The sequence below is a fragment of the Amycolatopsis rhabdoformis genome (assembly GCF_035918295.1).
Taxonomy (GTDB): Bacteria; Actinomycetota; Actinomycetes; order Mycobacteriales; family Pseudonocardiaceae; genus Amycolatopsis; species Amycolatopsis rhabdoformis.
Genome location: NZ_CP142149.1, coordinates 4,679,775 through 4,704,487, shown reverse-complemented (window position 1 = coordinate 4,704,487; position 24,713 = coordinate 4,679,775). Strand labels below are relative to the sequence as shown.

Annotated in this window: 6 protein-coding genes; 5 read left to right on the top strand and 1 reads right to left on the bottom strand. The window is 73.1% G+C overall.

The genetic code is table 11. The annotated features are described in order from the left end of the window. Positions 1–27 precede the first annotated feature (27 nt). The 4 genes from VSH64_RS21330 (at position 28) to VSH64_RS21315 (ending at position 3,911) form a co-directional block, all read left to right on the top strand. Positions 28–960, top strand: a complete 933-nt coding sequence (locus VSH64_RS21330; RefSeq protein WP_326837402.1) for a LysR family transcriptional regulator — start codon at positions 28–30, stop codon at positions 958–960. Continuing rightward, positions 944–1,726, top strand: coding sequence for a CoA transferase subunit A (locus VSH64_RS21325; protein WP_326837401.1), 783 nt, complete (start codon positions 944–946; stop codon positions 1,724–1,726). The genes VSH64_RS21330 and VSH64_RS21325 overlap by 17 nt, the downstream gene beginning before the upstream one ends. Further along, positions 1,723–2,349 (top strand): 3-oxoacid CoA-transferase subunit B, encoded by a 627-nt coding sequence (locus VSH64_RS21320; protein ID WP_326837400.1) that lies wholly within the window; start codon positions 1,723–1,725, stop codon positions 2,347–2,349. Before VSH64_RS21325 ends, VSH64_RS21320 begins: the two co-directional genes overlap by 4 nt. Positions 2,350–2,618: 269 nt before the next feature. Further along, complete coding sequence (locus VSH64_RS21315) at positions 2,619–3,911, top strand: MFS transporter (RefSeq protein ID WP_326837399.1); 1,293 nt, start codon at positions 2,619–2,621, stop codon at positions 3,909–3,911. Positions 3,912–4,159: 248 nt separating this feature from the next. Here the strand turns inward: VSH64_RS21315 and VSH64_RS21310 are convergent, their stop codons facing one another. Further along, on the bottom strand, positions 4,160–5,554 hold the full coding sequence (locus VSH64_RS21310) for an acyl-CoA carboxylase subunit beta (RefSeq protein WP_326837998.1): 1,395 nt from the start codon (positions 5,552–5,554) through the stop codon (positions 4,160–4,162). Between the two features lie 902 nt (positions 5,555–6,456). Here VSH64_RS21310 and VSH64_RS21305 point away from each other — a divergent pair. Beyond that, positions 6,457–24,687, top strand: coding sequence for an SDR family NAD(P)-dependent oxidoreductase (locus tag VSH64_RS21305; protein ID WP_326837398.1), 18,231 nt, complete (start codon positions 6,457–6,459; stop codon positions 24,685–24,687). The last annotated feature ends 26 nt before the right edge of the window (positions 24,688–24,713 follow it).

Below are 24,713 nucleotides of genomic sequence, written 5' to 3'. Positions count from 1 at the left end.
GATGCGGTGTTGAATACCCTGTGCCCGATGTTCGTGCAATTCGCCGCGGTGGCCCGCGAGGGACAGGTCACCAAGGCCGCCGCGGCGCTGGGCGTGCCACAGCCCACGGTCACCCGCCACTTGGCGCGGCTGGAGAACGTCCTGGGGGTCCGGTTGTACACCCGCGCTCAGGGCGGCATGACACTCACGGCCGACGGGGAGCAGTTCGTGAAGCCGGTGCAGCAGGCCCTCTCGGTGCTGACCACCGCCATCGACGACCTGCAGGTCCGCACGGCCCACGAACGGCTTCGGCTGGGATTCCTGCACACGCTGGGCGAGCAGGCGGTGCCGCTGTTGCTGCGCCGGTTCGCCGAGCGGGCACCGCAGATCAAGTTCTCCCTGGTGCAGGACAGCGCCGATCAGCTGCTGAGACTCCTGCGCGAAGACCAGGTCGAACTGTGCTTGACCTCCCCGCTGCCGGACCTGCCCGACATCGAGGTCGCCCGGCTGGGCCAGCAACGGCTGGTCCTGGCGGTACCGGCACCGCACGTGCTCGCCGGTGAGTCCGAAGTGCCGTTGGCCGCCGCGGCCAGCGATGATTTCGTGACCCTGGGCGTGGGCAACTACATGCGGCAGATGGCCGGAGACCTGTGCCGGGCGGCGGGGTTCGAACCGCGGATCGCGTTCGAAGCGGCCGGCATCAGCACCCTGCGGGGTCTGGTCGCGGCCGGACTGGGGGTGGCCATCGTGCCGGCCGCCCCGGCACCGGTCCCGGGCCTGGTGGAGGTCCCCCTCACCGACGTCGGCGCCTACCGCGAGGTCGGGCTGACGTGGCGGGTCGATGTCGAGCTGACCGAACCGGCGCAGCGGTTCCGGAACTTCGCCGTCGACGAATTCTCCACCGCACTCGACGATTCGACCGGCACCAGTGCCTGGCAGGACCTCACCACAGGGGGAGAACACGATGAACAAAGTCGTTGACACCGCCGCGGACGCACTCGCCGCGGTCACCGACGGGCAGACGATCGCCCTCGGCGGATTCGGGTTGTGCGGCACGCCCTCGGTTCTGATCGAGGCGCTGCTGGACTCGGGGGCCACCGACCTGCACCTCATCACCAACAACTGCGGCCCGGATACCTCCGCGGTCACTGAGCTGTTGCGGGCGAGGCGGGTCTCCCGCATCACGGCCTCCTACATCGGTGACAACTCGGTGTTCCTGGGCCAGTACCTGCGGGGATCGCTCAGCGTGGACCTCGTCCCGCAAGGAACACTGGCCGAGAAGCTGCGCGCCGGCGGTGCGGGGATCCCCGCGTTCTACACGCCGACCGGAGTGGGCACGGCTGTGGCCGAAGGCGGGATTCCCTTGCGTTACGGCGCCGCCGGAGTGGTGGCCGAGTACTCCGCGGCCCGCCGGGTCGAGCAGGTCGGCGGCCGGGACTGCCTGCTCGAGCACAGTCTCACCGCCGATCTGGCCCTGATCCGGGCGGAGGTCGCGGACACCCAGGGCAACCTTCGGTTCCGTGCTTCGGCGCGCAACTTCAATCCGTTGTGCGCGATGGCGGCCCGGGTCGCGATCGTCGAGGTGGCGCGAGTGGTGGACGCGGGCAGGATCGGCGCCGACGACATACACCTGTCCGGGGTGTTCGTTTCCCGGGTGCTGCCGGTCGGCGCGCGGATGCGCAAACCGATCGAACGGTTGCGCGTCGCGCATCCGCGGGTCGCCGGGGAAGGGGAACTCGCGTCATGACCTGGTCTCGCGAGCAGATGGCCGCCCGGGCCGCTGCCGAACTGCACGACGGCCAGCACGTGAACCTGGGGATCGGCATCCCGACGCTGATCGCCGACCACGTCCGGGACCGGCCGATCATGCTGCACTCCGAGAACGGGATCCTGGGGGTGGGTGGCTACCCGGCCCCCGGGCGGGAAGATCCCGATCTCATCAACGCCGGCAAGGAAACCGTGACCACGGTGAACGGTGCCTCGTTCTTCGACTCGGCCACGTCCTTCGCCATGATCCGCGGCGGCCACATCGACGTCGCGGTGCTCGGGGCGATGCAAGTGTCGGTGGCGGGCGATCTGGCGAATTGGACGGACGGCGGCTCGATCGTCAAGGGCATCGGCGGAGCCATGGACCTCGCCAGCGGAGCCGAGCGGGTGCTCACGGTGATGACCCACCGCACCCGCGACGGCAACCTGAAACTCGTGCGCCGCTGCAGCCTTCCGCTGACCGCACGCGGATGCATCACCACGGTCATCACCGACATCGGCGTCCTCGACGTGCGAGGCGACCACTTCGCCGTGCGAGAACTCGCGCCCGGGGTCTCGATCGACGACGAGCTGGCGGCGCTGCTGCGCCCCGCGGCCGGGTAATTCCTCGCCCGGCAGGCCGGCGCGGCACCGGCGGACGCCTTCCGGCGGACCGCACGTCTGCGCGGATAGCGGCCGGCCGATGAGATACCGAATTGTATCGGCGCATTCCGTTGTGGATTTCCGGGCAAGCCTTGTTTCGCGTGTTCCATTACAGCAGGGTGACTCGAAGCATCCCATCGAAGACAAGGACGTCGGAGAGAATCATGCGGAATCCCTTGTCGCATTTGTTGCCGGAATCGCCGGTGGCGGCCCGACCGGTCATGAACCGGGTGCACAAAAGAATCGTGTGGGCGGTCGCCGCGATCATGTTCTTCGAATTCGCGGACCTGAACACGTTCTCCTACGTGGCGCCTGCGTTGAAGAGACTCGCCGGGTACACCCTGGATGACGTCGCGATGGTCACCTCCGCGGGATTTCTCGGCATGTTCTGCGGCGCGGTCCTCGCCGGCCGGGTGAGTGACCGGATCGGCCGCCGCCGTACGCTCACCTGGGCCACCGCGCTGTTCTCGGTGTTCTCCCTCCTGACCGCAGCGGGGACGGACGTGTGGTTCATGGCCGCGGCGCGCTTCTGCACCGGCGTGGGCCTTTCGGCGATGACTGTTTCCGCGATCAGTTTCCTCAGCGAGGCGATGCCCGCGGCATACCGGGGCCGGGCCCAGTCCACGACCCTGGCCGTGGGCCTGGCCGGTATTCCGGCCATCGCGTTCCTGGCCCGCGGCGTCATTCCGATCGGCGCCGAGGGCTGGCGGGTGGTGTTCCTCGTCGGCGGTCTGGGTCTGCTGGTGGTGCCCGTGCTCGCGAGGCTGCCCGAATCGCCGCGCTGGCTGCTTCACGCCGGGCGCACCGCGGAGGCCCGCGAGGTCAACGCCCGGCTCGGTGACCCGCACGTCGCACTCATCGAGAACACCGGCCCACACCGGGACACGAGTATCCAGGCACTGGCCACACTGGCGGGGCGGCCGCTGCGTCGCCGCTCGGCGGTGATGATCGCGACGTGGATCCTGGCGATGCTCGGATTCTACGCGTTCGCCGCGTGGGTTCCGTCGCTCCTGGCCGAGCACGGCCTGTCGCTGGCCACTTCCCTGACGTTCTCGGCGATCACCACCATCGGTGCGGTCCCCGGCGCCCTGCTGGCCCGCGCCGTCTCGGACCGGTTCTCCCGCAAATGGACGATGGCGGTCACCTCGACGATGATCGCGGCGTGCGGAGTCGCCTACGGATTCAGCTCGGACCCGGTCGGCATCATCGTGTTCGGTTTGCTGGTTTCGTTGCTCAGCCAGACTTTCGTGGCGTTGATCTACACCTACACCCCCGAGGTGTTCCCGCTGCGCGTGCGCGCCTTCGGCTGCGGAGTGTCCTACGGCGCCGGCCGGCTCGCCAACGTGTTCGGGCCGATGCTCATCCCTTCCCTCTACCTCGCCTGGGGATACTCGGCGGTGTTCGTCGCCGTCGCGGTGTGCTGGGTCGGCGCGGGGGCGATCGTCGCGTTGTTCGGACCCGAGACCACGGGTGCGCCGCTGGAGTCCGTGTCCGATCCGGATGTCCGTCCGTCCGGTGGATAGGGGAGCCGACGACGGGCTGGTACTGCAACGGCAGTCAGGTAAGTGGGTGGCCACGTCGTTTGTAGTGGCTGAGGCGGGCTCGGTGTTGTCGCCGGCGGCGGAAGCATGACCAGGCGCAGGCATGGTCGGCGGCGTCGGCGACCCGCGGGACCGGCTTGGTGCTGAGCGGTCGGCGGGTCGGCCAGGTGGCGCGGCGCGCTGGCCCGGGTATCAGCCCCACCCGGTGACGAGTTTCGCGCCGTGCCCGGCTAGAGCGGCAGGTTGTCGTGTTTGCGGGGTGGGGCGGTGGTCTTCTTGCCGTCGAACAGGCGCAGGGCCCGCAGCAGCCGTTCGCGGGTGGTGGCGGGGTCGATGACCTCGTCGACCAGCCCGCGCTCGGCCGCATCGTAGGGCGGGTTCCCGTCGATGACGGCCGTGGGCCAGGCCAGGCACACGTCGGCGCCGAGGTGGCGCGAGCTCATGGCGACGTAGCCGATGCCGGCGGCGCGGCGGGTGATCACGGTGAGGGTGGGCACGGTCGCTTCGGCGTAGGCGTAGAGCAGCGTGGCGAACCGGCGGATCGCCCCCTGTTGTTCCTGGGCCGTGGTCGCGGTGAATCCGGGGGTGTCGACGAAGGTCAGCACGGGGATGTCGTAAGCGTCGCAGGTGCGGATGAAGCGCGCGGCCTTGATGGCGGCGTTCTCGTCCAGCTGCCCGCTCGCCACAGCGGGCTGGTTGGCCACGACGCCGACGCTGCGGCCGCCGAGCCGGCCGAAGCCGGTGAGGATGTTCGGGGCGAAGCCTTCGTGCACGGTCAGCAGCTCGCCGCCGTCGAGTACGCGGTCCAGGACCCGGCGCACGTCGTAGGGCTGCTCAGCGCCCGGGATCACGTTGTCGAGGGCGTGGTCGTGGCGCGTTCTCGGCGGCACGCGGGTCTGCTTCTCCTCGGCGGACAGGTAGGTGAGCAGCTCGCGGACGTAGGCGATGGCGCCTTCCTCGGTGGCCGCGATGTGGTGGGCGGACCCCGAGCGGGTGTGGTGCACCAGCGCGCCGCCCAGTTCCTCGGCCGACACCTGCTCGCCCAGCGCCTCGCGCAGGACCGAGGGGCCGGTGAGGAACATCTGCGCCGTCCGCTCGACCATGACCACGAAGTCGGTGATGGCGGGCGAGTAGACCGCGCCGCCCGCGCAGGGCCCCAGGATCAGCGAGATCTGCGGCACCATGCCGGACATGCGCACGTTGCGCCGGAAGATCCCGCCGTAGAGGCTCTGGGCGACGACACCCTCCTGGATCCGGCCGCCGGCGCTGTCGTTGATGCCGATCATCGGCACGCCGGCCGCCATGGCCATGTCCATGACCCTGGCGATCTTCTCGCCGACGACCTCGCCGAGACTGCCGCCGAAGACCGTGAAGTCCTGGGAAAAGACGCACACCTCACGCCCGTGCACGGTGCCCTGCCCCACCACGACCGCGTCGCCGAGCGGGCGGTCACGCCCCTGGCCGAGGCTCGTGGACCGGGTCCGCACGAAGCTGCCGACTTCGAGGAAGGATCCCGGGTCGAGCAGGAGGTCGATCCGTTCCCGCGCGGTGAGCTTGTCGCGGGAGTGCTGGCCGGCGGCCGCGGCTTCCGTGCGCGCCCGCGCGCTCTCCTGGAGATCGAGCATGGTGGCGATCGCCTCGGCCGTCCAGCTCTTGTCCGCGACTCTGAAACTTTCGGCAACCATGGCCCTTCACTCTCGCCGCGACCCAGGCGGACCATGCGGACCGTGCGCAGCGCTGCAATCGCCTGGTACAGAACGGAATCGGTCGGCCGAAGTCGTCGGCCCGACGCCTGACGATCTTCAAGTTACTGACGCCCCAGTGCTTTGCCAAGCAGCAGGGCCGAAAGGGCAAAGCGCGGGTACGACCGGGAAATCTGCAAAGCCCCTGCCGTAAGGGAAAAAACCCCGCTCTGGCCACCCGTTCGGCGTAGCTTTGCACACGCTGTGTGCATCTCGTTCGGGATCTTGCGGAGCAAAGCCGCGGGTGGCGGGAATCGTTCGGGCCGCGATGACGGGGAGGTGGCTGACGGACAGTCACTTCGAGTGGATCATGATGTGGATCACTACGCGCCGTTTGCGCTCAGGTGTTTGGTACAGCTTGAAGCCGGTCCCGAGGGGTGCGGGGATCGCCGGTGCGCACAGGGAAGTCTGCGAGCGCCGAGGTCCGGGCCGGGTGGTCCGTCCGGACAGGGGAGGGCGGGGATGGTGTGGTCGGGCAGCTCGATACCGAAGATTCCTCGGTGTACCAAAGAAATCGTCATACTCGGTCGGCAGTTCTGCTGACGGAGAAGCACATCCGCGCTTGAACCGGATGCCGCACCTGGCGGAGAACCGTCCTGCCGGCGCACCTTCTCGTCCGACCGGATCCGGCAGTGCCGCCGAAACCGGCGACGCGGGCTGATCGCGGCCCGCCCCAAATCCCAGCGTTTCCTCTCTGTTCCCCGGGAGTTCGCGCCGGCGCTTTTGTGCTGCGCGGCGGCCGCGGACCGTCGAGGTCGACCAGTGAAGTCTGATCAGGAGAGCTCGTGGTGAATTCGTCGGGGTCCGGCCTCGGGGACGGCCCGATCGCCATCGTCGGCATGGCGTGCCGGCTGCCGAAGGCGTCGAACCCGCGTGAGTTCTGGCAGTTGCTCCACTCCGGCGGCAGCGGCGTCACGCCGGTGCCCGGCGGCCGGTGGACCGGGCTGGCCGGACCGGACGCCGAGCTCCTGCGGTACGGCGGGTTCGTCGACGACGTGGACCGGTTCGACGCCGAGTTCTTCGGGATCTCGCCGCGGGAAGCCGCGGTGATGGACCCGCAGCAGCGGCTGGCGCTGGAGCTGGGGTGGGAAGCGTTCGAGGACGCGGGGCTCGTGCCGGCGCGTCTGCGCGGGCGCCGGGTCGGGGTCTTCGCCGGCGCGATGGCGGCGGACTACGAGCTGCTCAGCCTGCGCCGGGGCGCGATCGGCCACCACAGCCTGACCGGCCTGCGCACCGGGATGATCCCGAACCGGATGTCGTACGCGTTCGGGTTCACCGGGCCGAGCCTCGCCGTGGACACCGGGCAGTCGTCGTCGCTGGTCGCCGTGCACCTCGCGGCCGAGAGCATCCGCTCCGGCGAGTCGGATCTCGCCCTGGCGGGCGGCATCCAGCTGAACTTGGCCGGTGACAACGCTGTCACCACCGCGCGGTTCGGCGGCCTGTCACCGGACGGCCGGTGCTTCACCTTCGACGCCCGCGCCAACGGTTACGTGCGGGGCGAGGGCGGCGGGTTCGTCGTGCTCAAACCGCTGTCCCTCGCGCTGGAGGACGGCGACGACGTGTACGCCGTGCTGCTGGGCAGCGCGGTGAACAACGAGGGGCCGGGGGAGTCGTTCACCCGGCCGAGCGCCGAGGCCCAGGAAGCCGTGCTCCGCGCGGCCTACCGGCGCGCCGGCGTGGATCCCGGCCGCGTGCAGTACGTGGAGCTGCACGGGACCGGCACGAAGGTGGGCGACCCGATCGAGGCCCGCGCACTCGGCGCGGCGCTGGGCGAGGGCCGGACCACCCCGCTGTCCGTGGGGTCGGCGAAGACCAACGTGGGACACCTGGAGAGCGCGGCCGGCATCGTCGGGCTCGTGAAGACCGCCTTGGCGGTGCGCAACCGCCGCCTGCCCGCGAGCCTGAACTTCGAGCAGCCCAACCCGGACATCCGGTTCGATGAGTGGCAGCTGCGGGTCGTGCCGTCGGCCGAGGCTTGGCCGGAGGTCGAAGGGCCGCTGCTGGCTGGCGTCTCGTCGTTCGGCGTGGGCGGCACGAACTGCCACGTCGTCCTCTCGTCGCCGCACCCGGCGGCGCCCGCGCGCGAGCACACCGGGATGCCGTCCGCCGAATCCGTGGTGCCGGTGCTGGTGTCGGGCCGGTCGCAGGCGGCCCTGCGCGACCAGGCGGCGCGGCTCGCCGACGCGCTGGACGCGGAGGCCGGCCTGGCAGTGGCGGATCTCGCCTGGTCCTCGGCACTGACCCGATCGGGCTTCGAGCACCGGGCCGTGGTCGTGACGGGTGACCGGGCCGAGGCGTCGGCGGGCCTGCGGGCACTGGCGGCCGGCGAGCCCGATCCGGCGGTGGTGACCGGCGTGGCCGCGCCGTCGCGCGGGGTGGTGTTCGTGTTTCCCGGCCAGGGCTCGCAGTGGCCGGGCATGGGCCGGGGCCTGCTGGAGACCTCGCCGGTGTTCCGGCAGTCGATGCTCGAGTGCCAGGAGGCCTTGGCGCCCTGGGTGTCCTGGTCGCTGATCGACGTGCTGACCGGCACCGACGGCACCGACGGCGCCGCGCTGGACCGCGTCGACGTGGTCCAGCCCGCCCTGTGGGCGATCATGGTCTCCCTGTCCCGCCTGTGGCGTTCGTGCGGTGTCGAACCCGACGCGGTCGTCGGCCACAGCCAGGGCGAGATCGCGGCGGCCTGTGTGGCCGGCGCACTGTCCCTTTCGGACGGTGCCCGCGTGGTGGCGCTGCGGGCCCGGGCGTTGCGCACGCTCGCCGGGCGCGGCGGAATGCTGTCGGTGGACCTGTCCCGCGACGGCGTCGAGGAGTGGCTCGGCCGGTACCCCGGCCGGGTGTCCCTGGCCGCGGTCAACGCCACCGGCTCCGTCGTGCTCGCGGGCGAGCCGGAAGCACTGCGGCTGCTTCGGGACGAGCTGACCGCGCAGGACATCCGCGCCCGGCTCGTCGACGTCGACTACGCCTCGCACTCCGCACAGGTCGACGAGGTGCGTGCCGAGGTGCTCGAGGCCCTGGCGCCGATCGAGCCCCGGCCCGCGCGGGTGCCGTTCTTCTCCACTGTGGACGCCGGGTGGCTGCGGGGCACGGAGGTCGACGCCGCGTACTGGTTCCGGAACCTGCGCCAGACCGTGCTGTTCGACCCGGCCATCGCCACCCTGCTGGCCGAGGGGCACCGGGCGTTCGTCGAGGTGAGCCCGCACCCGGTGACCACGGTGCCGATCGCGCAGACCGTCGACGCGGCGGCGGTGCCCGCCGTCGTGACCGGGACGCTGCGCCGCGACCAGGATTCGCCGCGGCGGTTCCTGGTGTCGCTGGCGAGCCTGCACGCCGGCGGCGTCGAGCTCGACTGGCCGCGGGTGTTCGCCGGGCTCGGTGTGCGGGGCCGCCGCGTCGGCCTGCCCACCTACGCGTTCCAGCGGGAGCGCTACTGGCTCGAGGAGCCGGAAATCCCGGCGCCGATCGCCGCGGCACCGGCGGCGAGCCGGCCCGCCGAGGCACCGCGGGAACCGGTGCTGGCGGTGCGGGACGTGGTGGCGCGCGAGACCGCCGCCGTGCTGGGGCTGCGGGACTGGCGCCGGGTCGACGACCGCCGCACCTTCAAGGACCTCGGGTTCGACTCGATCATGATGGTCGAGCTGAGGGACCGCGTGAACCGGGCGCTCGGCGCCCGGCTGGACACCACCGAGATCTTCAGTCACCCCACCGCGGCGCAGCTGAGCGAGCGCGTGGAGCTCGACCTCGGGCTGCGCACGCCGGACACCGGGTCGGCGGCGCCCGCCGCGGCCGAGGCCGGCGACCCGATCGTGATCGTGGGCACGGCCTGCCGGTTCCCGGGTGGGGTCGCCTCGCCCGAAGACCTGTGGGACGTGGTCGCGACCGGCCGCGACGTGATCTCCGGGTTCCCGGCCGACCGCGGCTGGGACCTGGCCGCACTGCGCGACGGTGGCTCCGCGACCGAGCTGGGCGGGTTCCTCCACGACGCGCCCGAGTTCGACGCCGGCTTCTTCGGGATCTCGCCGCGGGAAGCGCTGGCCATGGACCCGCAGCAGCGGCTGCTGCTCGAAACGAGCTGGGAAGCGCTGGAGCGGGCCAACATCACGCCCGCGTCGCTCGAAGGGACGCGGGCGGGGGTGTTCGTCGGCGCCTACGCCCAGGGGTACCTCCAGCGGCGGGCCCGCACCGACGACGAGCTGGCCGGCTACCTGCTCACCGGCACGTCGTCGAGCGTGATGTCGGGCCGCGTCGCCTATGCGCTCGGGCTGGCCGGTCCGGCCGTCACGGTGGACACGGCGTGCTCCTCGTCGCTGGTCGCCCTGCACCTGGCCGTGCAGTCGCTGCGCTCCGGCGAATCGGACCTGGCGCTGGTCGGCGGCGTGACGGTGATGTCGGAGCCGGACATCTTCGAGGAGTTCTCCCGGCAGGGCGGGCTGGCGCCCGACGGCCGGTGCAAGCCCTTCGCCGACTCGGCCGACGGCACCGGCTGGAGCGAGGGCACCGGGGTCCTGGTCGTCGAACGGCTGTCGACGGCCCGGGCGCAGGGGCACCGGGTGCTCGCCGTCGTCCGCGGGACCGCGATCAACCAGGACGGCGCGTCCAACGGCCTCACCGCGCCCAACGGCACGGCCCAGCAACGGGTGATCCGCGACGCGCTCGCTCGCGCCGGGCTGTCGGGCGCCGACGTGGACGCCGTGGAGGCGCACGGCACGGGCACCCGGCTCGGTGACCCCATCGAGGCGCAGGCGCTGCTGGCGACCCTGGGCCAGGGCCGGGGCGAGGGCGAACCGGTGTGGCTCGGCTCCGTGAAGTCGAACATCGGGCACACGCAGGCCGCGGCCGGGGTCGCGGGCGTGATCAAGATGGTCGAGGCGATGCGGCACGGCGTGCTGCCGCGCAGCCTGCACGCCGAGCGGCCCACCACCCGGGTCGACTGGGACTCCGGTGCGGTGCGGGTGCTCACCGAGCAGGTGCGGTGGCCCGAGACCGGCCGGCCTCGCCGGGCGGGAGTGTCGGCGTTCGGCATCAGCGGCACGAACGCCCACGTGATCCTCGAGCAGCCGCCCGCCGAGCCGGCGCTCGCGGTGCGGCCGGAGGTGCACACTCCCGTGCCGATCGTCGTGTCCGGCCAGTCCGAGCCGGCGCTGCGGGCGCAGGCGGCGCGGCTGGCGGCGTTCGTCGAGCGCGCGCCGGAGGTGGCGCAGGCGGATCTGGCCTGGTCCCTGGTCACCGCGCGTTCGACCTTCGACCACCGCGCGGTGGTCGTGCCCGCCGATCGCGCCGGACTGCTGTCGTCGCTGGCCGCGCTGGCCGGCGGTGACCGGACGGGGGTGGTGCCCGGCAGCACGGGGCGCGTGGCGCTCGTCTTTTCCGGGCAGGGCGCGCAGCGGGTGGGGATGGGGAGGGCGCTGGCGGCGCGGTTCCCGGTGTTCGCCGAGGCCCTCGACGAGGTGTGTGCGCTGCTCGATCCGGTGCTGGCCGGTGAGTCCGCGTTGCGTGAGGTGATGTTCGGCGAAGCGGAATTGCTGGATCAGACCGGGTACACGCAGCCGGCGTTGTTCGCGTGGCAGACGGCGTGGTCGCGGCTGCTGGTCTCGTGGGGGATTCGGCCGGACTTCGTGCTGGGGCACTCCATCGGTGAGATCGCCGCGGCGCACGCGGCGGGCGTGTTCTCCCTCGAAGACGCGTGCACGCTGGTCGCCGCGCGGGCCAACCTCATGCAGGCCCTGCCGGCCGGCGGGGCGATGCTCGCCGTCAGCGCCGCGGACAGTGAAATCGCTCCGCTGCTGGAGGACTACGACGGCACGGTGGGGATCGCGGCTGTGAACGCCGGGCACGCGGTGGTGCTGTCGGGCGACGAGGCCGCCGTCGCGGACCTCGGCCGGCTGCTGGGCGAGCGGGGGCACAAGACCACGCGGTTGCGGGTGAGCCATGCCTTCCACTCGGCTCGGATGGACCCGATGCTGGCGGAGTTCCGCGCGGCGATCGCCGGGATCTCCTTCCACGAGCCGGTTGTCCCGCTGGTCGCCAACCTCACCGGTGAGATCGCCGGTCCTGAGGTGTCCACTGTGGACTACTGGGTCCGGCACGTGCGGGAGCCGGTGCGCTTCGCCGCCGGAGTGGCCACTGTGGACGGACGTGGCGCGCGGGTGTTCGTGGAGGCGGGGCCGGCGAGCACGCTGGCGTCGATGCTCGGCGCCGAGCTCGATCCCGAGCGCGCCTCGGTGATCCCCGCGGTCCGCAAGGACCAGGACGAGGTCACCGGCGCCCTCGACGCCGTCGCCCGGCTGCACGCGCTGGGCGCCACCGTGGACTGGGCCGAGGTGTTCGCGGGGCTGGCCGTGGAAGGCCGCCACGTCGCGGTGCCGACGTATGCGTTCCAGCGCGAGCGGTTCTGGCCCGCGACCGCGGATTCCGCGGGCGACGTGGGCTCGGCCGGCCTGGAGCCGGTGGACCACCCGTTGCTCGGCGCGGGCACCGCGTTGCCCGACGCCGACGGACACGTGTTCAGCGGCCGGCTGTCGACGGCGACCCGGCCCTGGCTGGCCGACCACGCGGCGAACGGCGTGGTGCTCCTCCCCGGGACCGCGTTCGTCGAGGTCGTGATCCGGGCGGGCGACGCGGTCGGGTGCGGCCGGATCGACGACCTCACCCTGCACGAGCCCCTCGTCCTGCCCGAGGACGACGCCGTCGACCTGCAGGTGCTGGTCGGCGGGCCCGAGGCCGACGGCGCCCGCGCGGTCACGGTGTACTCCCGCCCCGCCGGGCAGGACGACTCGTGGACGCGGCACGCGAGCGGCACGGTCACGCCCACCGCGGATGTCGAGGCCGTCGAGGCCGGCGCGGATCTCGCGTGGCCGCCCCGGAACGCGACGCCGGTGTCTTTGGACGGGTTCTACGGGTCCGCCGGCCGATCGGCGTTCGACTACGGGCCCGTGTTCCAGGGCCTTCAAGCGGTGTGGACCCGCGGGAGCGAGGTGTTCGCCGAGGTCGCGGTGCCGGCGGCGGCACGCGAGCTGGTACCGCGGTTCGGTCTGCACCCGGCGTTGCTGGACGCGGTGCTGCAGGCCAACGTGTTCGCCCCGCTGGCCCCGGCCGAGCACGGAAGGATGCCGTTCTCCTTCAGCGGGGTCACCTTGCACGCCACCGGGGCCACGACGTTGCGGGTCCGGCTGACCGCGACCGGCGAGGACCTGATCCGCGTCGACGCCGTCGACCCGGCCGGCGCCCCCGTGATCACGATCGAGTCGCTGGCGCTGCGGCCCTTCGCGCCCGAGTTGCTCAGCCGCGCCGCGGCCGCGGGTGCGCCGGAGACGCTGCTCCGGCTCGACTGGACTGCCGTGCCCGCGCCGAGCCCGGCGGCCGCCGGGACCTGGTGGGCGCTGGCGGGTTTCCACGGCGAGATCCCGGACGGCCTCGACGTGGCGAACGACGTGGCCGAGCTCGTCGCGGCCGGTGCGCGTGACGTAGTGGTACCGGTCGCCGGTTCCGGCGGGGACCCGGAGGGGACCAGCAGCGGGGACATCGCCGAAGAAACCCGCGCGATGACCGCGGCCGTGCTCGACCTGCTGCGGTCGTGGCTCGCGCAGCCGGCGCTGGCCGAGGCCCGACTGGTGTTCCTGACCCGGCGCGCCGTCGGCACAACCGACGCCGAACCCGTCGAGGACCTCGCCGCCGCCGCCGTGTGGGGCCTGGTCAGGTCCGCCCAGACCGAGCACCCCGACCGGTTCACGCTCCTCGACCACGACCGCCTGCTCCTCACCCCGGCGCGGCTCACCACGGCCGAGCCCCAGTCGGCGCTGCGCGGCGACCGGACCCTGGTTCCGCGACTGGCCGTGGCCTCCGATGCCGAGCTGCTGGCCTTGCCCGCCGACTCGGGAGCCGTCGACGACGCGCCGGCCGCGTGGCGGCTGGCGGTGTCCGAGCCGGGCACGGTCGACAACCTCGTGCTGCGCGCCGCCCCCGACCTGACCGAACCGCTCGGCCCCGGCCAGGTCCGGATCGCGGTGCGCGTCGCCGGGCTGAACTTCCGCGACGTGCTCAACGCGCTCGGCATGTACCCGGGCGATCCGGTGCCGCTGGGTCTCGAGGTCGCCGGCGTGGTGACCGAAACGGGCCCCGAGGTCACTGAGTTGACCGTCGGCGATCGGGTGCTGGGGATCGCGCCCGGCGGGCTGGGCCCGGTCGCGGTGGCCGATCAGCGCTCGCTCGTCGCGGTACCGCGGCAGTGGTCGTTCGCCCAGGCGGCGACGGCGCCGGTGGTGTTCCTGACCGCGTGGCACGGCCTTCGTGACCTGGCCGGGCTGCGGGCGGGGGAATCGGTGCTGATCCACGCCGGTGCCGGCGGGGTCGGGATGGCCGCGATCCGGCTGGCCCGCCACCTGGGCGCCGAGGTGTTCGCCACGGCGAGCCCGGGCAAGTGGGCCGTGCTGCGGTCCCTCGGCCTGCCCGACGATCACCTCGCCTCCTCGCGCACCGCGGACTTCGAGGCGCGGTTCTCGGCGGCGACCGGGGGCCGCGGGGTGGACGTGGTCCTCAACTCCCTCACGGGCGAGTTTGTGGACGCGTCTCTGCGGCTGCTCGCCCCCGGCGGCCGGTTCGTGGAGATGGGCAAGGTCGACCTGCGCGCCGCGCACGAGGTCGCCGCGGCCCATCCGGGTGTGTTCTACCAGGCGTTCGACCTGATGGAGGTCGACCTGGACCGGATTCACCGGATGCTGGCCGAGCTCGCCGGGTTGTTCGCCTCGGGAGCGCTGGTTCCGCTGCCGGTCAAGACCTGGGACGTCCGGCGCGCACCCGAAGCGTTCCGGTTCGTGAGCCAGGCCAAGCACGTCGGCAAGGTCGCGTTGACGATCCCGAGGGCTCCGGACCCCGAGGGCGCTGTGGTCATCACCGGTGGCACCGGCGGGCTGGGGGCCGCGGTGGCGCGGCACTTCGTCGAACGGCGTGGCGCGCGCAGGCTGGTGCTGATCAGCCGGCGGGGCGAGGCGGCGCCGGGGGCGGCCGAGCTTCGGGCCGAGCTGGCCGCCCACGGTGCCGAGGTCGTGATCGAGGCGTGCGACGTCGCGGATCACGACCGGCTGGCCGAGGTGCTGGCTGCCGCGCGGCCGGTGACGGCCGTGGTGCACACCGCGGGGGTCGTGGCGGACGCGACCGTCGAATCGCTGACCCCCGAGGCGCTCGGCCGCGTGCTGGCGCCGAAGGTGCGCGGCGCGTGGCACCTGCACGAGCTCACCCGCGACACCGACCTGGCGGCGTTCGTCCTGTTCTCTTCCATCGGCGGTGTCACGGGCGCCGCCGGGCAGGCCAACTACGCCGCGGCCAACGGGTTCCTCGACGCACTGGCCTCGCTGCGCCGCGGCGAGGGTCGCCCCGCGGTGTCGGTGGCGTGGGGTGCGTGGTCGCCGGAAGCGGGGATGACCGCCGCACTGTCCGAAGTGGACCTCCACCGGCTCACCCGGTCCGGGCTGCCGCCGCTGACGGTCGAGCAGGGGCTCGCGCTGTTCGACCGGGCTCTCGCCGCGGACCGCCCGCTGTCGGTCGCGACCCGGCTCGACCGCAAGGCGGTGTCGGCGCAGCCCTCGCGGCTGTTCGAGGCCCTCACCACCAGGCCTGCGGCCCGGATCGGCGCGGCGACCGAAGACCCGGCTTCGGCCGAGGCCGGGGTCTCGATGGCCCGCCGGCTGGCAGCGCTGACCCCGGCCGACCGCGCGCGGACCCTCACGAACCTGGTCCGCGCCGAGGTGGCCGCGGTGCTCGGGCACGCCGTGCCGGGCGACCTCGATCCCGCCCAGGCGTTCAAGGAGCTGGGCATGGACTCCCTGACGTCGGTGGAGCTGCGCAACCGCGTGAACAAGGTGTTCGGGATCCGACTGCCGGCCACCGAGATCTTCAACCACCCCACCACGGCGCAGCTGGCCGACCGCGTCGGCGGCGAGCTCGGCCTCCGGCAGGAGGAAGCCGCCCCGGCGGTCACCGCCGTCCGGGTGCTCGACGACGACCCGATCGTGATCGTCGGGATGGGCTGCCGGTTCCCCGGTGGCGCCGATTCGCCGGAAGACCTGTGGGACCTCGTCGCCGCCGGCCGGGACGCGATCTCCGGGTTCCCGGCCGACCGGGGCTGGGACCTGGCCGCGTTGCGCGGCGGGGGCTCGGCCACGGCGCAGGGCGGGTTCCTCCACGAGGCCCCCGACTTCGACGCGGACTTCTTCGGCATCTCGCCCCGTGAAGCACTGGCCATGGACCCGCAGCAACGGCTGCTCCTGGAAGTTTCCTGGGAGGCGCTGGAGCGCGCGGGGATCGCGCCGGACTCCGTCGGCGGGACGCGGGCCGGGGTGTTCGTCGGCGCGTACCACCAGGACTACCTCCGCGAGCGGACCCCGGCCAGGGACGAACTCGGCGGCTACCTGCTCACCGGCACCACGTCGAGCGTGCTCTCGGGCCGGATCGCGTACTCGCTCGGGCTGGAAGGCCCGGCGGTGACCGTCGACACGGCGTGCTCGTCTTCGCTGGTGGCCCTGCACTGGGCGGCGCAGTCGCTGCGCTCGGGCGAGTGCGACCTGGCGCTCGTCGGCGGCGTCACCGTGATGTCCACTCCGGACATCTTCGAGGAGTTCTCCCGGCAGGACGGGCTCTCCGCCGACGGCCGGTGCAAACCGTTCGCCGACGCGGCGGACGGCACCGGCTGGGGTGAGGGGGTGGGTGTCCTCGTCGTGGAACGGATGTCCGCGGCCCGCGCGGCCGAGCACCGCGTGCTGGCCGTGGTGCGGGGTTCGGCGGTGAACCAGGACGGCGCGTCCAACGGCTTGACCGCGCCCAACGGCCCGTCGCAGCAACGGGTCATCACCGCCGCGCTCGCTAAGGCGGGGGTGCGGGCGGCGGAGATCGACGCCGTCGAGGCCCACGGCACCGGCACGCGCCTCGGTGATCCCATCGAGGCCCAGGCCCTGCTCGCCACTCTCGGTCAGGGGCGGGAAGAAGATCGGCCGCTGTGGCTGGGTTCGGTGAAGTCGAACATCGGGCATACGCAGGCCGCGGCCGGTGTCGCGGGGATCATCAAGATGGTGCAGGCCATGGCGCACGGGATCCTGCCGCGCAGCCTGCACGTCGACGAGCCGTCCAGCCGAGTCGACTGGACTTCCGGTGCGGTGCGGGTGCTGACCGAACAGGTCGCCTGGCCGGAGACGGGCCGGCCGCGCCGGGCCGGGGTGTCCGGCTTCGGCATCAGCGGGACCAACGCGCACGTGATCCTCGAACAGGCACCCGGCGAACCCGCCTCTGTGTCTACAGTGGACACCACGCGCACGGCAGAAGCGGCAGACCTCGCCGAGACGCCGGTGCCGGTCCCGGTGAGCGGCCGGTCGGACTCGGCCGTGCGGGAGCAGGCCGCGCGGCTGGTGCGCCTGCTGGAGCGGAAACCCGACCTGGCCGTGGCGGACCTCGCCTGGTCGCTGGCGACCACGCGGTCGAGCCTCGACCACCGGGCCGTCGTGGTGGCCGCGGACCGGGCCGAGCTGGCTCCGAAGCTGCGGGCGCTGGCCGCCGGCGAGCCGGACCCGGCCGTGGTGACCGGGACCGCCGCGACCTCCGGCGGGGTGGTGTTCGTGTTCCCCGGCCAGGGTTCCCAGTGGACCGGCATGGGCCGGGAGCTGCTGGAGACCGCACCCGTCTTCCGGGAGTGGATCCTCAAGTGCCAGGACGCGCTGGCGCCCTGGGTGGACTGGTCGCTGGTCGACGTCCTCACCGGTGACAGCGCCGAACCGGCCGACCGGGTGGACGTGGTCCAGCCGGTGCTGTGGGCGATGATGGTGTCGCTGGCGCAGCTGTGGCGATCCTTCGGCGTGCAACCGGACGCGGTGGTCGGCCACAGCCAGGGCGAGATCGCGGCCGCCTGCGTCGCCGGCGCGCTGTCGCTCGAGGACGGTGCGCGGGTTGTGGCGCTGCGCGCGCAGGCCCTGCTCGAAATCGCCGGCCAGGGTGGCATGCTCTCGGTCGCCCTGTCGCCGGACGAGGTGCAGCCCTGGCTCGATCGTGAAGAGGGCCGGGTGTCGCCGGCCGCGATCAACGCCGCGGCGTCCGTGGTGCTCGCCGGCGACGCACCGGCGCTGGAGCGCCTTCGCGAAGAGATGACCGAGCAGGGGATCCGGGCGCGGCGCGTGGAGGTGGACTACGCCTCGCACTCCCCGGCCGTCGAACAGGTCCGGGATCGGGTGCTGGCCGCCCTGGCGCCGATCACCCGGCGCACCGCCGACCTCAAGTTCCTGTCCACAGTGGACACCAGCTGGCACGACGGGACCGAGCTGGACGCCTACTACTGGTACCGGAACCTGCGCCGGACGGTCCGGTTCGAGCCGGCCGTGCGCAAGCTGCTGGCCGACGGGTACCAGACGTTCGTGGAGGTGAGCGCGCACCCGGTGCTCACCGTGCCGCTCGCCGAGACCATCGAGGACGCCGGGGCGCGTGCGGTGGTCACGGGAACGCTGCGCCGGGACCGGGGGTCGGTGCGGCGCGTGCTGACGTCGCTCGCGGCCGTGCACACGGCCGGCGTGGCGATCGACTGGCCCCGGGTGTTCGGAACCGGGCGCCGTCGGGTCGAGCTGCCCACGTACGCCTTCCAGCACCAGCGTTTCTGGCCGACTTCCGAGCCGGCCGAAGCGTTGGCGGGCTGGGGTTACGACGTGGTCTGGACCCCGGCCCCGCAACCGGCGCCGGCCCAGCCGTCCGGCGTGTGGTGGCTGGTCGTGCCGGGCGGCTGCGAAGCCGCGCCGTCGGTCACCGCGTTGCGCCGGGAACTGGCCGACGCCGGCGCGACCGCGGAGCTGGTCGTGGTCGCGCCCGGCCGGGCGGACCGGGCGACGCTCGCCGCGCGGTTCGGCGAACCGGCCACGCCGACGGGCGTGGTGTCGTTCCTGGCCTGGCCCGACACGTCGGTCGCGGACGGCGCCGAGGTCCCGCGTGGCCTGGCGCTCACCGCGACCCTCCTGCAGGCGCTGGGTGACGCCTCGATCCAGGCCCCGGTCTGGGTCGTGACCCGCGGTGCGATCGGCGTGGCCGACCTCGCCGAGGTGGCCCACCCCGCGCAGACGGCGATCTGGGGCTGGGGCCGGACCGCGGCGGTGGAGTACCCCCGGCGCTGGGGCGGCTTGATCGACGTACCGGCCGACGACGCCGACCCGGGCCTGGCCGCGAGCGTGGCGCAGATCCTGAGGTCCGGCGGCGGCACGGAGGACCAGCTCGCGGTCCGCGCGTCCGGGATCTGGGCCCGGCGGCTGGCCCATCGCGACCTCCCGCCGGCCGACGGATCGGACTGGGAGTTCCCGGCTGGGGGCAGCGTTCTCGTGACGGGTGGCACCGGAGCGCTGGGCGCTCACGTCGCGCGGTGGCTGGCCACCGGCGGGGTCCCGCACCTCGTGCTCGTCAGCCGACGTGGCCCGGCGGCGCCGGGCGCGGCCGAGCTGGAAGCCGAGCTGACGGCGCTCGGGGCCCGCGTGACAGTGGTGGCGGGTGACGCGGCCGACCGCGAAGCGATGGCTGAGGTGATCGCCGCGATCCCGGCGGACTTGCCGCTGGCCGGGGTCGTCCACACCGCCGTGGTCGTCGACGACGGGATCATCGACACCGTCACCGGCGAGCAGCGGACCGCCGTGTTCCGGCCCAAGGTCGAGGCCGCGGTGGTGCTGCACGAGCTCACCCGGGATCTGGACCTCGCGATGTTCGTGATGTTCTCCTCGATCAGCGCCACGCTCGGCGGCGTCGGGCTCAGCACGTACGCGGCGGCCAACGCCTACCTCGACGGACTGGCCCAGCACCGCCGGGCCCACGGCCTTCCCGCGACTTCGGTCGCGTGGGGCACGTGGTCGGGCGACGGCCTGGCGTCCGCGAGCGCGGCCCAGCAGAACCTGCGCCGGTTCGGCATGATCACCATGGCACCCGATGCCGCGCTCGAAGCCCTGCGCCGGGTGCTCGGGCGCGGCGAGGCCACCGCGGTGATCGCGGACGTGGACTGGCGGCAGTACCTCGCCGTGTTCACGGCCGCACGCCCCAGCCCGCTGCTCGGTGACCTCCCCGAGACGCGTCAGTCCAGCACGGATCCGGAGGACACCGGGGCGAACCTGGCACTCGACCCGGCGGTGCGGCTGCGCACCCGGCTGGCCGGGCTGGCGCGCACCGACCAGGTCCGGATCGTGCTCGACCTGGTGCGCGTGCAGCTGGCGGCCATCCTCGGGTACGGCGACGCCGAGCCCATCCCGGAGAACCGGGCGTTCCGGGATCTGGGGTTCGACTCGCTGACCGCGGTGGAGCTGCGCAACATCCTGAGCATGGCCACGGGGCTGGACCTGCCCCGCACGTTGGTCTTCGACTACCCGACGCCCACCGACCTCGCCCGGCACCTGCTCGACGAGCTCGCGGAACCCGAGGTGTCCGCGCCCGCGGTCCTCGTCCCCGCGCAACCGCACCCGGACGACGACCCGATCGTGGTGGTCGGGATGGGCTGCCGGTTCCCCGGCGGCGTGACTTCGCCCGAAGAGCTGTGGGACCTGGTCGCGGACGGGGCAGATGCGATCTCCGAGTTCCCGGCCGACCGCGGCTGGGACCTCGCGGGCCTGCACGCGGGCGGCTCGACGACCCGGCTGGGCGGGTTCCTCGACGAGGTCGCCGGGTTCGACGCCGGGTTCTTCGGGATCTCACCCCGGGAAGCGCTGGCGATGGACCCGCAGCAGCGGCTGCTGCTGGAGACCTCCTGGGAGGCGCTGGAACGGGCCGGGATCAAGCCGGGCTCGCTGCGCGGCACTCGCACCGGGGTGTTCGTCGGTTCGAGCATCCAGGACTACATCCACGCGTCGATGCAGGTTCGTGAGGACCTCGAGGGCTACCTGCTCACGGGCAGCTCGTCCAGCGTGCTCTCGGGCCGGGTCGCGTACCTGCTCGGTCTCGAAGGCCCGGCGATCACCGTCGACACGGCGTGTTCGTCGTCGTTGGTCACGCTGCACCTGGCGGCGCAGTCGCTGCTGTCGGGCGAGTGCGATCTGGCGCTGGCCGGCGGGGTCACCGTGATGTCCACGGCCGAGCTGTTCCTCGACTTCACCCGCCAGGGCGCGTTGTCGGTGGACGGGCGGTGCAAGGCGTTCGCCGAGACGGCCGACGGTGCCGGGTTCTCCGAGGGAGTCGGTGTGCTCGCGGTCGAGCGGCTTTCGTCCGCGCGGGCGGCGGGCCGCCGAGTGCTGGCGGTGGTGCGGGGTTCGGCGGTGAACCAGGACGGCGCGTCCAACGGCTTGACGGCCCCGAACGGGCCGTCGCAGCAGCGGGTGATCACTGCCGCGCTGGCTCGGGCCGGCGTGTCGGCGCGCGAGATCGACGCGGTGGAGGCACACGGCACGGGTACGCGCCTCGGCGACCCGATCGAGGCGCAGGCCTTGCTCGCCACGCTCGGTCAGGACCGGGAGGACGGCCGGCCGGTGTGGCTGGGTTCGGTGAAGTCGAACATCGGGCACACGCAGGCCGCGGCCGGTGTCGCGGGGATCATCAAGATGGTGCAGGCGATGCGCCACGGGGTGCTGCCGCGGACGCTGCACGTGGACGAGCCCACCACGCACGTGGACTGGGCCGCCGGTGCGGTGCGCGTGCTGACGGAGCAGATCCCGTGGCCGGAGACGGGCCGGCCGCGCCGGGCCGGGGTGTCCGGCTTCGGCATCAGCGGGACCAACGCGCACGTGATCCTCGAACAGGCACCCGGTGAACCCGAGTCCGTGACCGCAGTGACCACAATGGACACAGCGGACACGGGAGAAGCCGGAGTGCCGGTGCCGATCGTCCTTTCGGGACAGTCCGAGGCGGCGGTACGGGCGCAAGCCGCCAGGCTGGCCGACTTCGTGGACCGCGAGACCGGCGTGGCGGTGCCCGACGTGGCCTGGTCGTCGGTGACGACCCGGTCGGCGTTCGACCACCGGGCCGTGGTGGTGGCCGCGGACCGGGCCGAAGCGGTGGCGAGCTTGCGTGCGCTGGCTGCGGGCGAGCCGGGTCCGGGTGCCGTGACCGGCGAGGCGCGGGCGGGCGGGGGCGTGGTGTTCGTGTTCCCGGGTCAGGGTTCGCAGTGGGCGGGGATGGGCCGGGAGCTGCTGGCGACCTCGGCGGTGTTCCGGGAGTCCCTTCGGGAGTGTCAGGACGCGTTGGCGCCGTGGGTGTCCTGGTCGCTGACCGAGGTGCTCGACCGAGCCGACCTGCTGGAGCGGGTCGACGTGGTCCAGCCGGCGCTGTGGGCGGTGAACGTTTCGCTGGCGAAGCTGTGGCGGTCTCACGGGGTCGAGCCCGGCGCCGTGATCGGGCACAGTCAGGGCGAGATCGCCGCCGCCTGTGTCGCGGGCGCCCTTTCGCTGGAAGACGGCGCTCGCGTGGTCGCCCTGCGGGCGCAGGCGCTGCGGGTGCTGGCCGGCCACGGCGGAATGCTCTCGGTCGCGCTGTCGCAGGACGACGCTCGCGAGTGGCTCGCCCGCTACGAGGGGCAGCTGTCGCTCGCCGCCGTCAACGCGCCGGGCTCGGTGGTGGTCGCCGGCGACACGGCCGCGTTGGCGCACCTTCAGGAAGAACTCACCCGCCAGGACATCCGGGCGCGCCGGATCGAGGTGGACTACGCCTCGCACTCCCCGGAGGTCGAGCAGGTCCGGGTTCAGGTGCTGGAGAAGCTCGCGCCGATCACGCCCCGTCCGGCGGAGGTGAAGTTCTTCTCCACTGTGGACGAGAAGTGGCTGGACGGCACTGAGCTCGACGCGGACTACTGGTACCGCAACCTGCGCCGGACCGTGCGCTTCGAACCGGCCGTGCGGGCCCTGCTGGCCGACGGGTACCGGGCGTTCGTGGAGGTGAGCTCGCACCCGGTCACCACCGTGCCGCTCACCGAGACCGCGGACGCGGCCGGGACACCGGTGGTCGTCACCGGCACGCTGCGCCGTGACCAGGGGTCGCCCCGGCGGTTCCTGACCTCGTTGGCCGGCCTGTTCGCCGCGGGGACCGAGCTCGACTGGGCCGCGGTCTTCGCGGGCCTCGGCACCGGCGGGAAACCGGTCGACCTGCCGACCTACGCGTTCCAGCACCAGCGCTACTGGCCGGAGCTCACGGTGCGCTCAGTGGCGGGATCGCCGGTGGAAGACCTGGTCCTGACCCTGGACTGGATCACCGCGCCGGAGCCGGCGGGTGCCGAGGCAGGCACCTGGTGGCTGCTCGGCGACCACGACGGGGCGTCGGACCTGCCGGCCGAGCCGGGTATCTCACGAGTGGTGGACGACCTCGGCGAGCTGGGCAAGCTGCTTGCCGCCGGCGACCGCGCACCGGACGCACTGCTGGTGCCGGTCCGCGGCCCGGCCGGCGACCTGACCACGGCCGTGGAGGCCCTGACCGTCGAGGTACTGGTGCTGCTGCAGCAGTGGCTGGCCGAACCCGAGTTCGCCGGCACGCGCCTGGTGTTCCTGACGCGGGACGCGGTGAGCGCCGAGGCCGCGCCCGATCCGGCGGCCGCGGCGATCTGGGGCCTGGTCAAGTCGGCGCAGGCCGAGCACCCGGACCGGTTCACCCTCGTCGACCACGACCGGCACCCGCTCTCCGGCGAGTCGCTGGCCGCGGCACTGGCCACCGGGGAACCGCAGGTCGCGATCCGCGACGGGCGGGTGACGGTCCCGCGGCTCGCGCCCGCGGCCGAACCGGACTCGCCGGCGCCGGTCCGCTGGGACCGGGGCACCGTGGTGATCACCGGCGGCACGGGCGGGCTCGGTGCCGCGCTGGCCCGGCACCTGGTCGCGAGCGGCCGCGTGACCCGGCTGTTGCTGCTCAACCGCCGCGGCCTCGACGCCCCGGGCGCCGAGCAGTTGCGGGCCGAGTTGATCGACCTGGGTGCCGAGGTCACGATCGCCGCTTGCGATCTCGCCGACCGCGCCCGGCTGGCCGAGGCGCTCGACGCGGTGCGGCCGGTCTCGGCGGTCGTGCACACGGCGGTGCAGGTCGCGGACGGCACCATCGAATCGCTGACGCCGGAAGCCGTCGGCCGCGTGTTCGAGGCCAAGGTGCGGGGCGCGTGGCACCTGCACGAGCTGACCCGGGGCGACGACCTGGCGGCGTTCGTGCTCTTCTCGGCCATGGCCGGGGTGATGGGCACCCCGGGCCAGGGCAACTACGCCGCCGCCAACATGTTCCTCGACGCCCTCGCCCGGCACCGGCGGGCCGCGGGCCTGCCGGCGGTGTCGATGGACTGGGGCACCTGGACTTCCGACGTGGGGTTGGCCAGTGCACTGTCCGAAACGGACCTGCGCCGGCTGGCCCGCACGGGGTTCCCCGCCATGGGCATCGACGACGGGCTGGCGTTGTTCGACCGGGCCATGACCGTCGACGGGCCGGTGGTGGCACCGGCCCGGGTCGACCGGGTCGCGGCGGCGGCCCAGCCGTCGCGCATGCTCGAGAACCTCGTGGTGCGCCGGCCCGAGCCGGGGGACACCGCGGCCGAACCCGAGGCCGGGCCGCGGCTGGCCGAGCGGCTCACGGCCATGACCCCGACCGACCGGGTGCGGACGATGACGGACCTCGTGCGCGGTCAGGTCGCCGCCGTGCTCGGCCACGCGACGCCGGACGACGTCCAGCCCACCCAGGCGTTCAAGGACATCGGCATGGACTCGCTCACCTCGGTCGAGCTGCGCAACCGGCTCAACGAGGCCACCGGGCTGCGGTTGCCGACCACGATCGCGTTCGACAACCCGAACCCGGAGGTGCTCGCGGGTCACCTCGTCGGGGAACTGATCGGGACCACCGCGGTGGCCGTCGCGGTCACCGGATCCGTGACCACCCGGCTGGACGCGCTGGAGACCACCTTCCTGACCATCGCCCTCGACACCTCCGCCCGCCCGATGCTGCGCAAGCGGCTCAGGGCGCTGCTCGGCCGGATCGACGACGACACCACGACCACCGAAACCCCCGTGTCCACTGTGGACACGGCGACCGACGAAGACCTTTTCGCCATGCTCGACGACCAGCTGGGGCAGTGAGTCCGCGAGGCCACCGGAACAGGAGT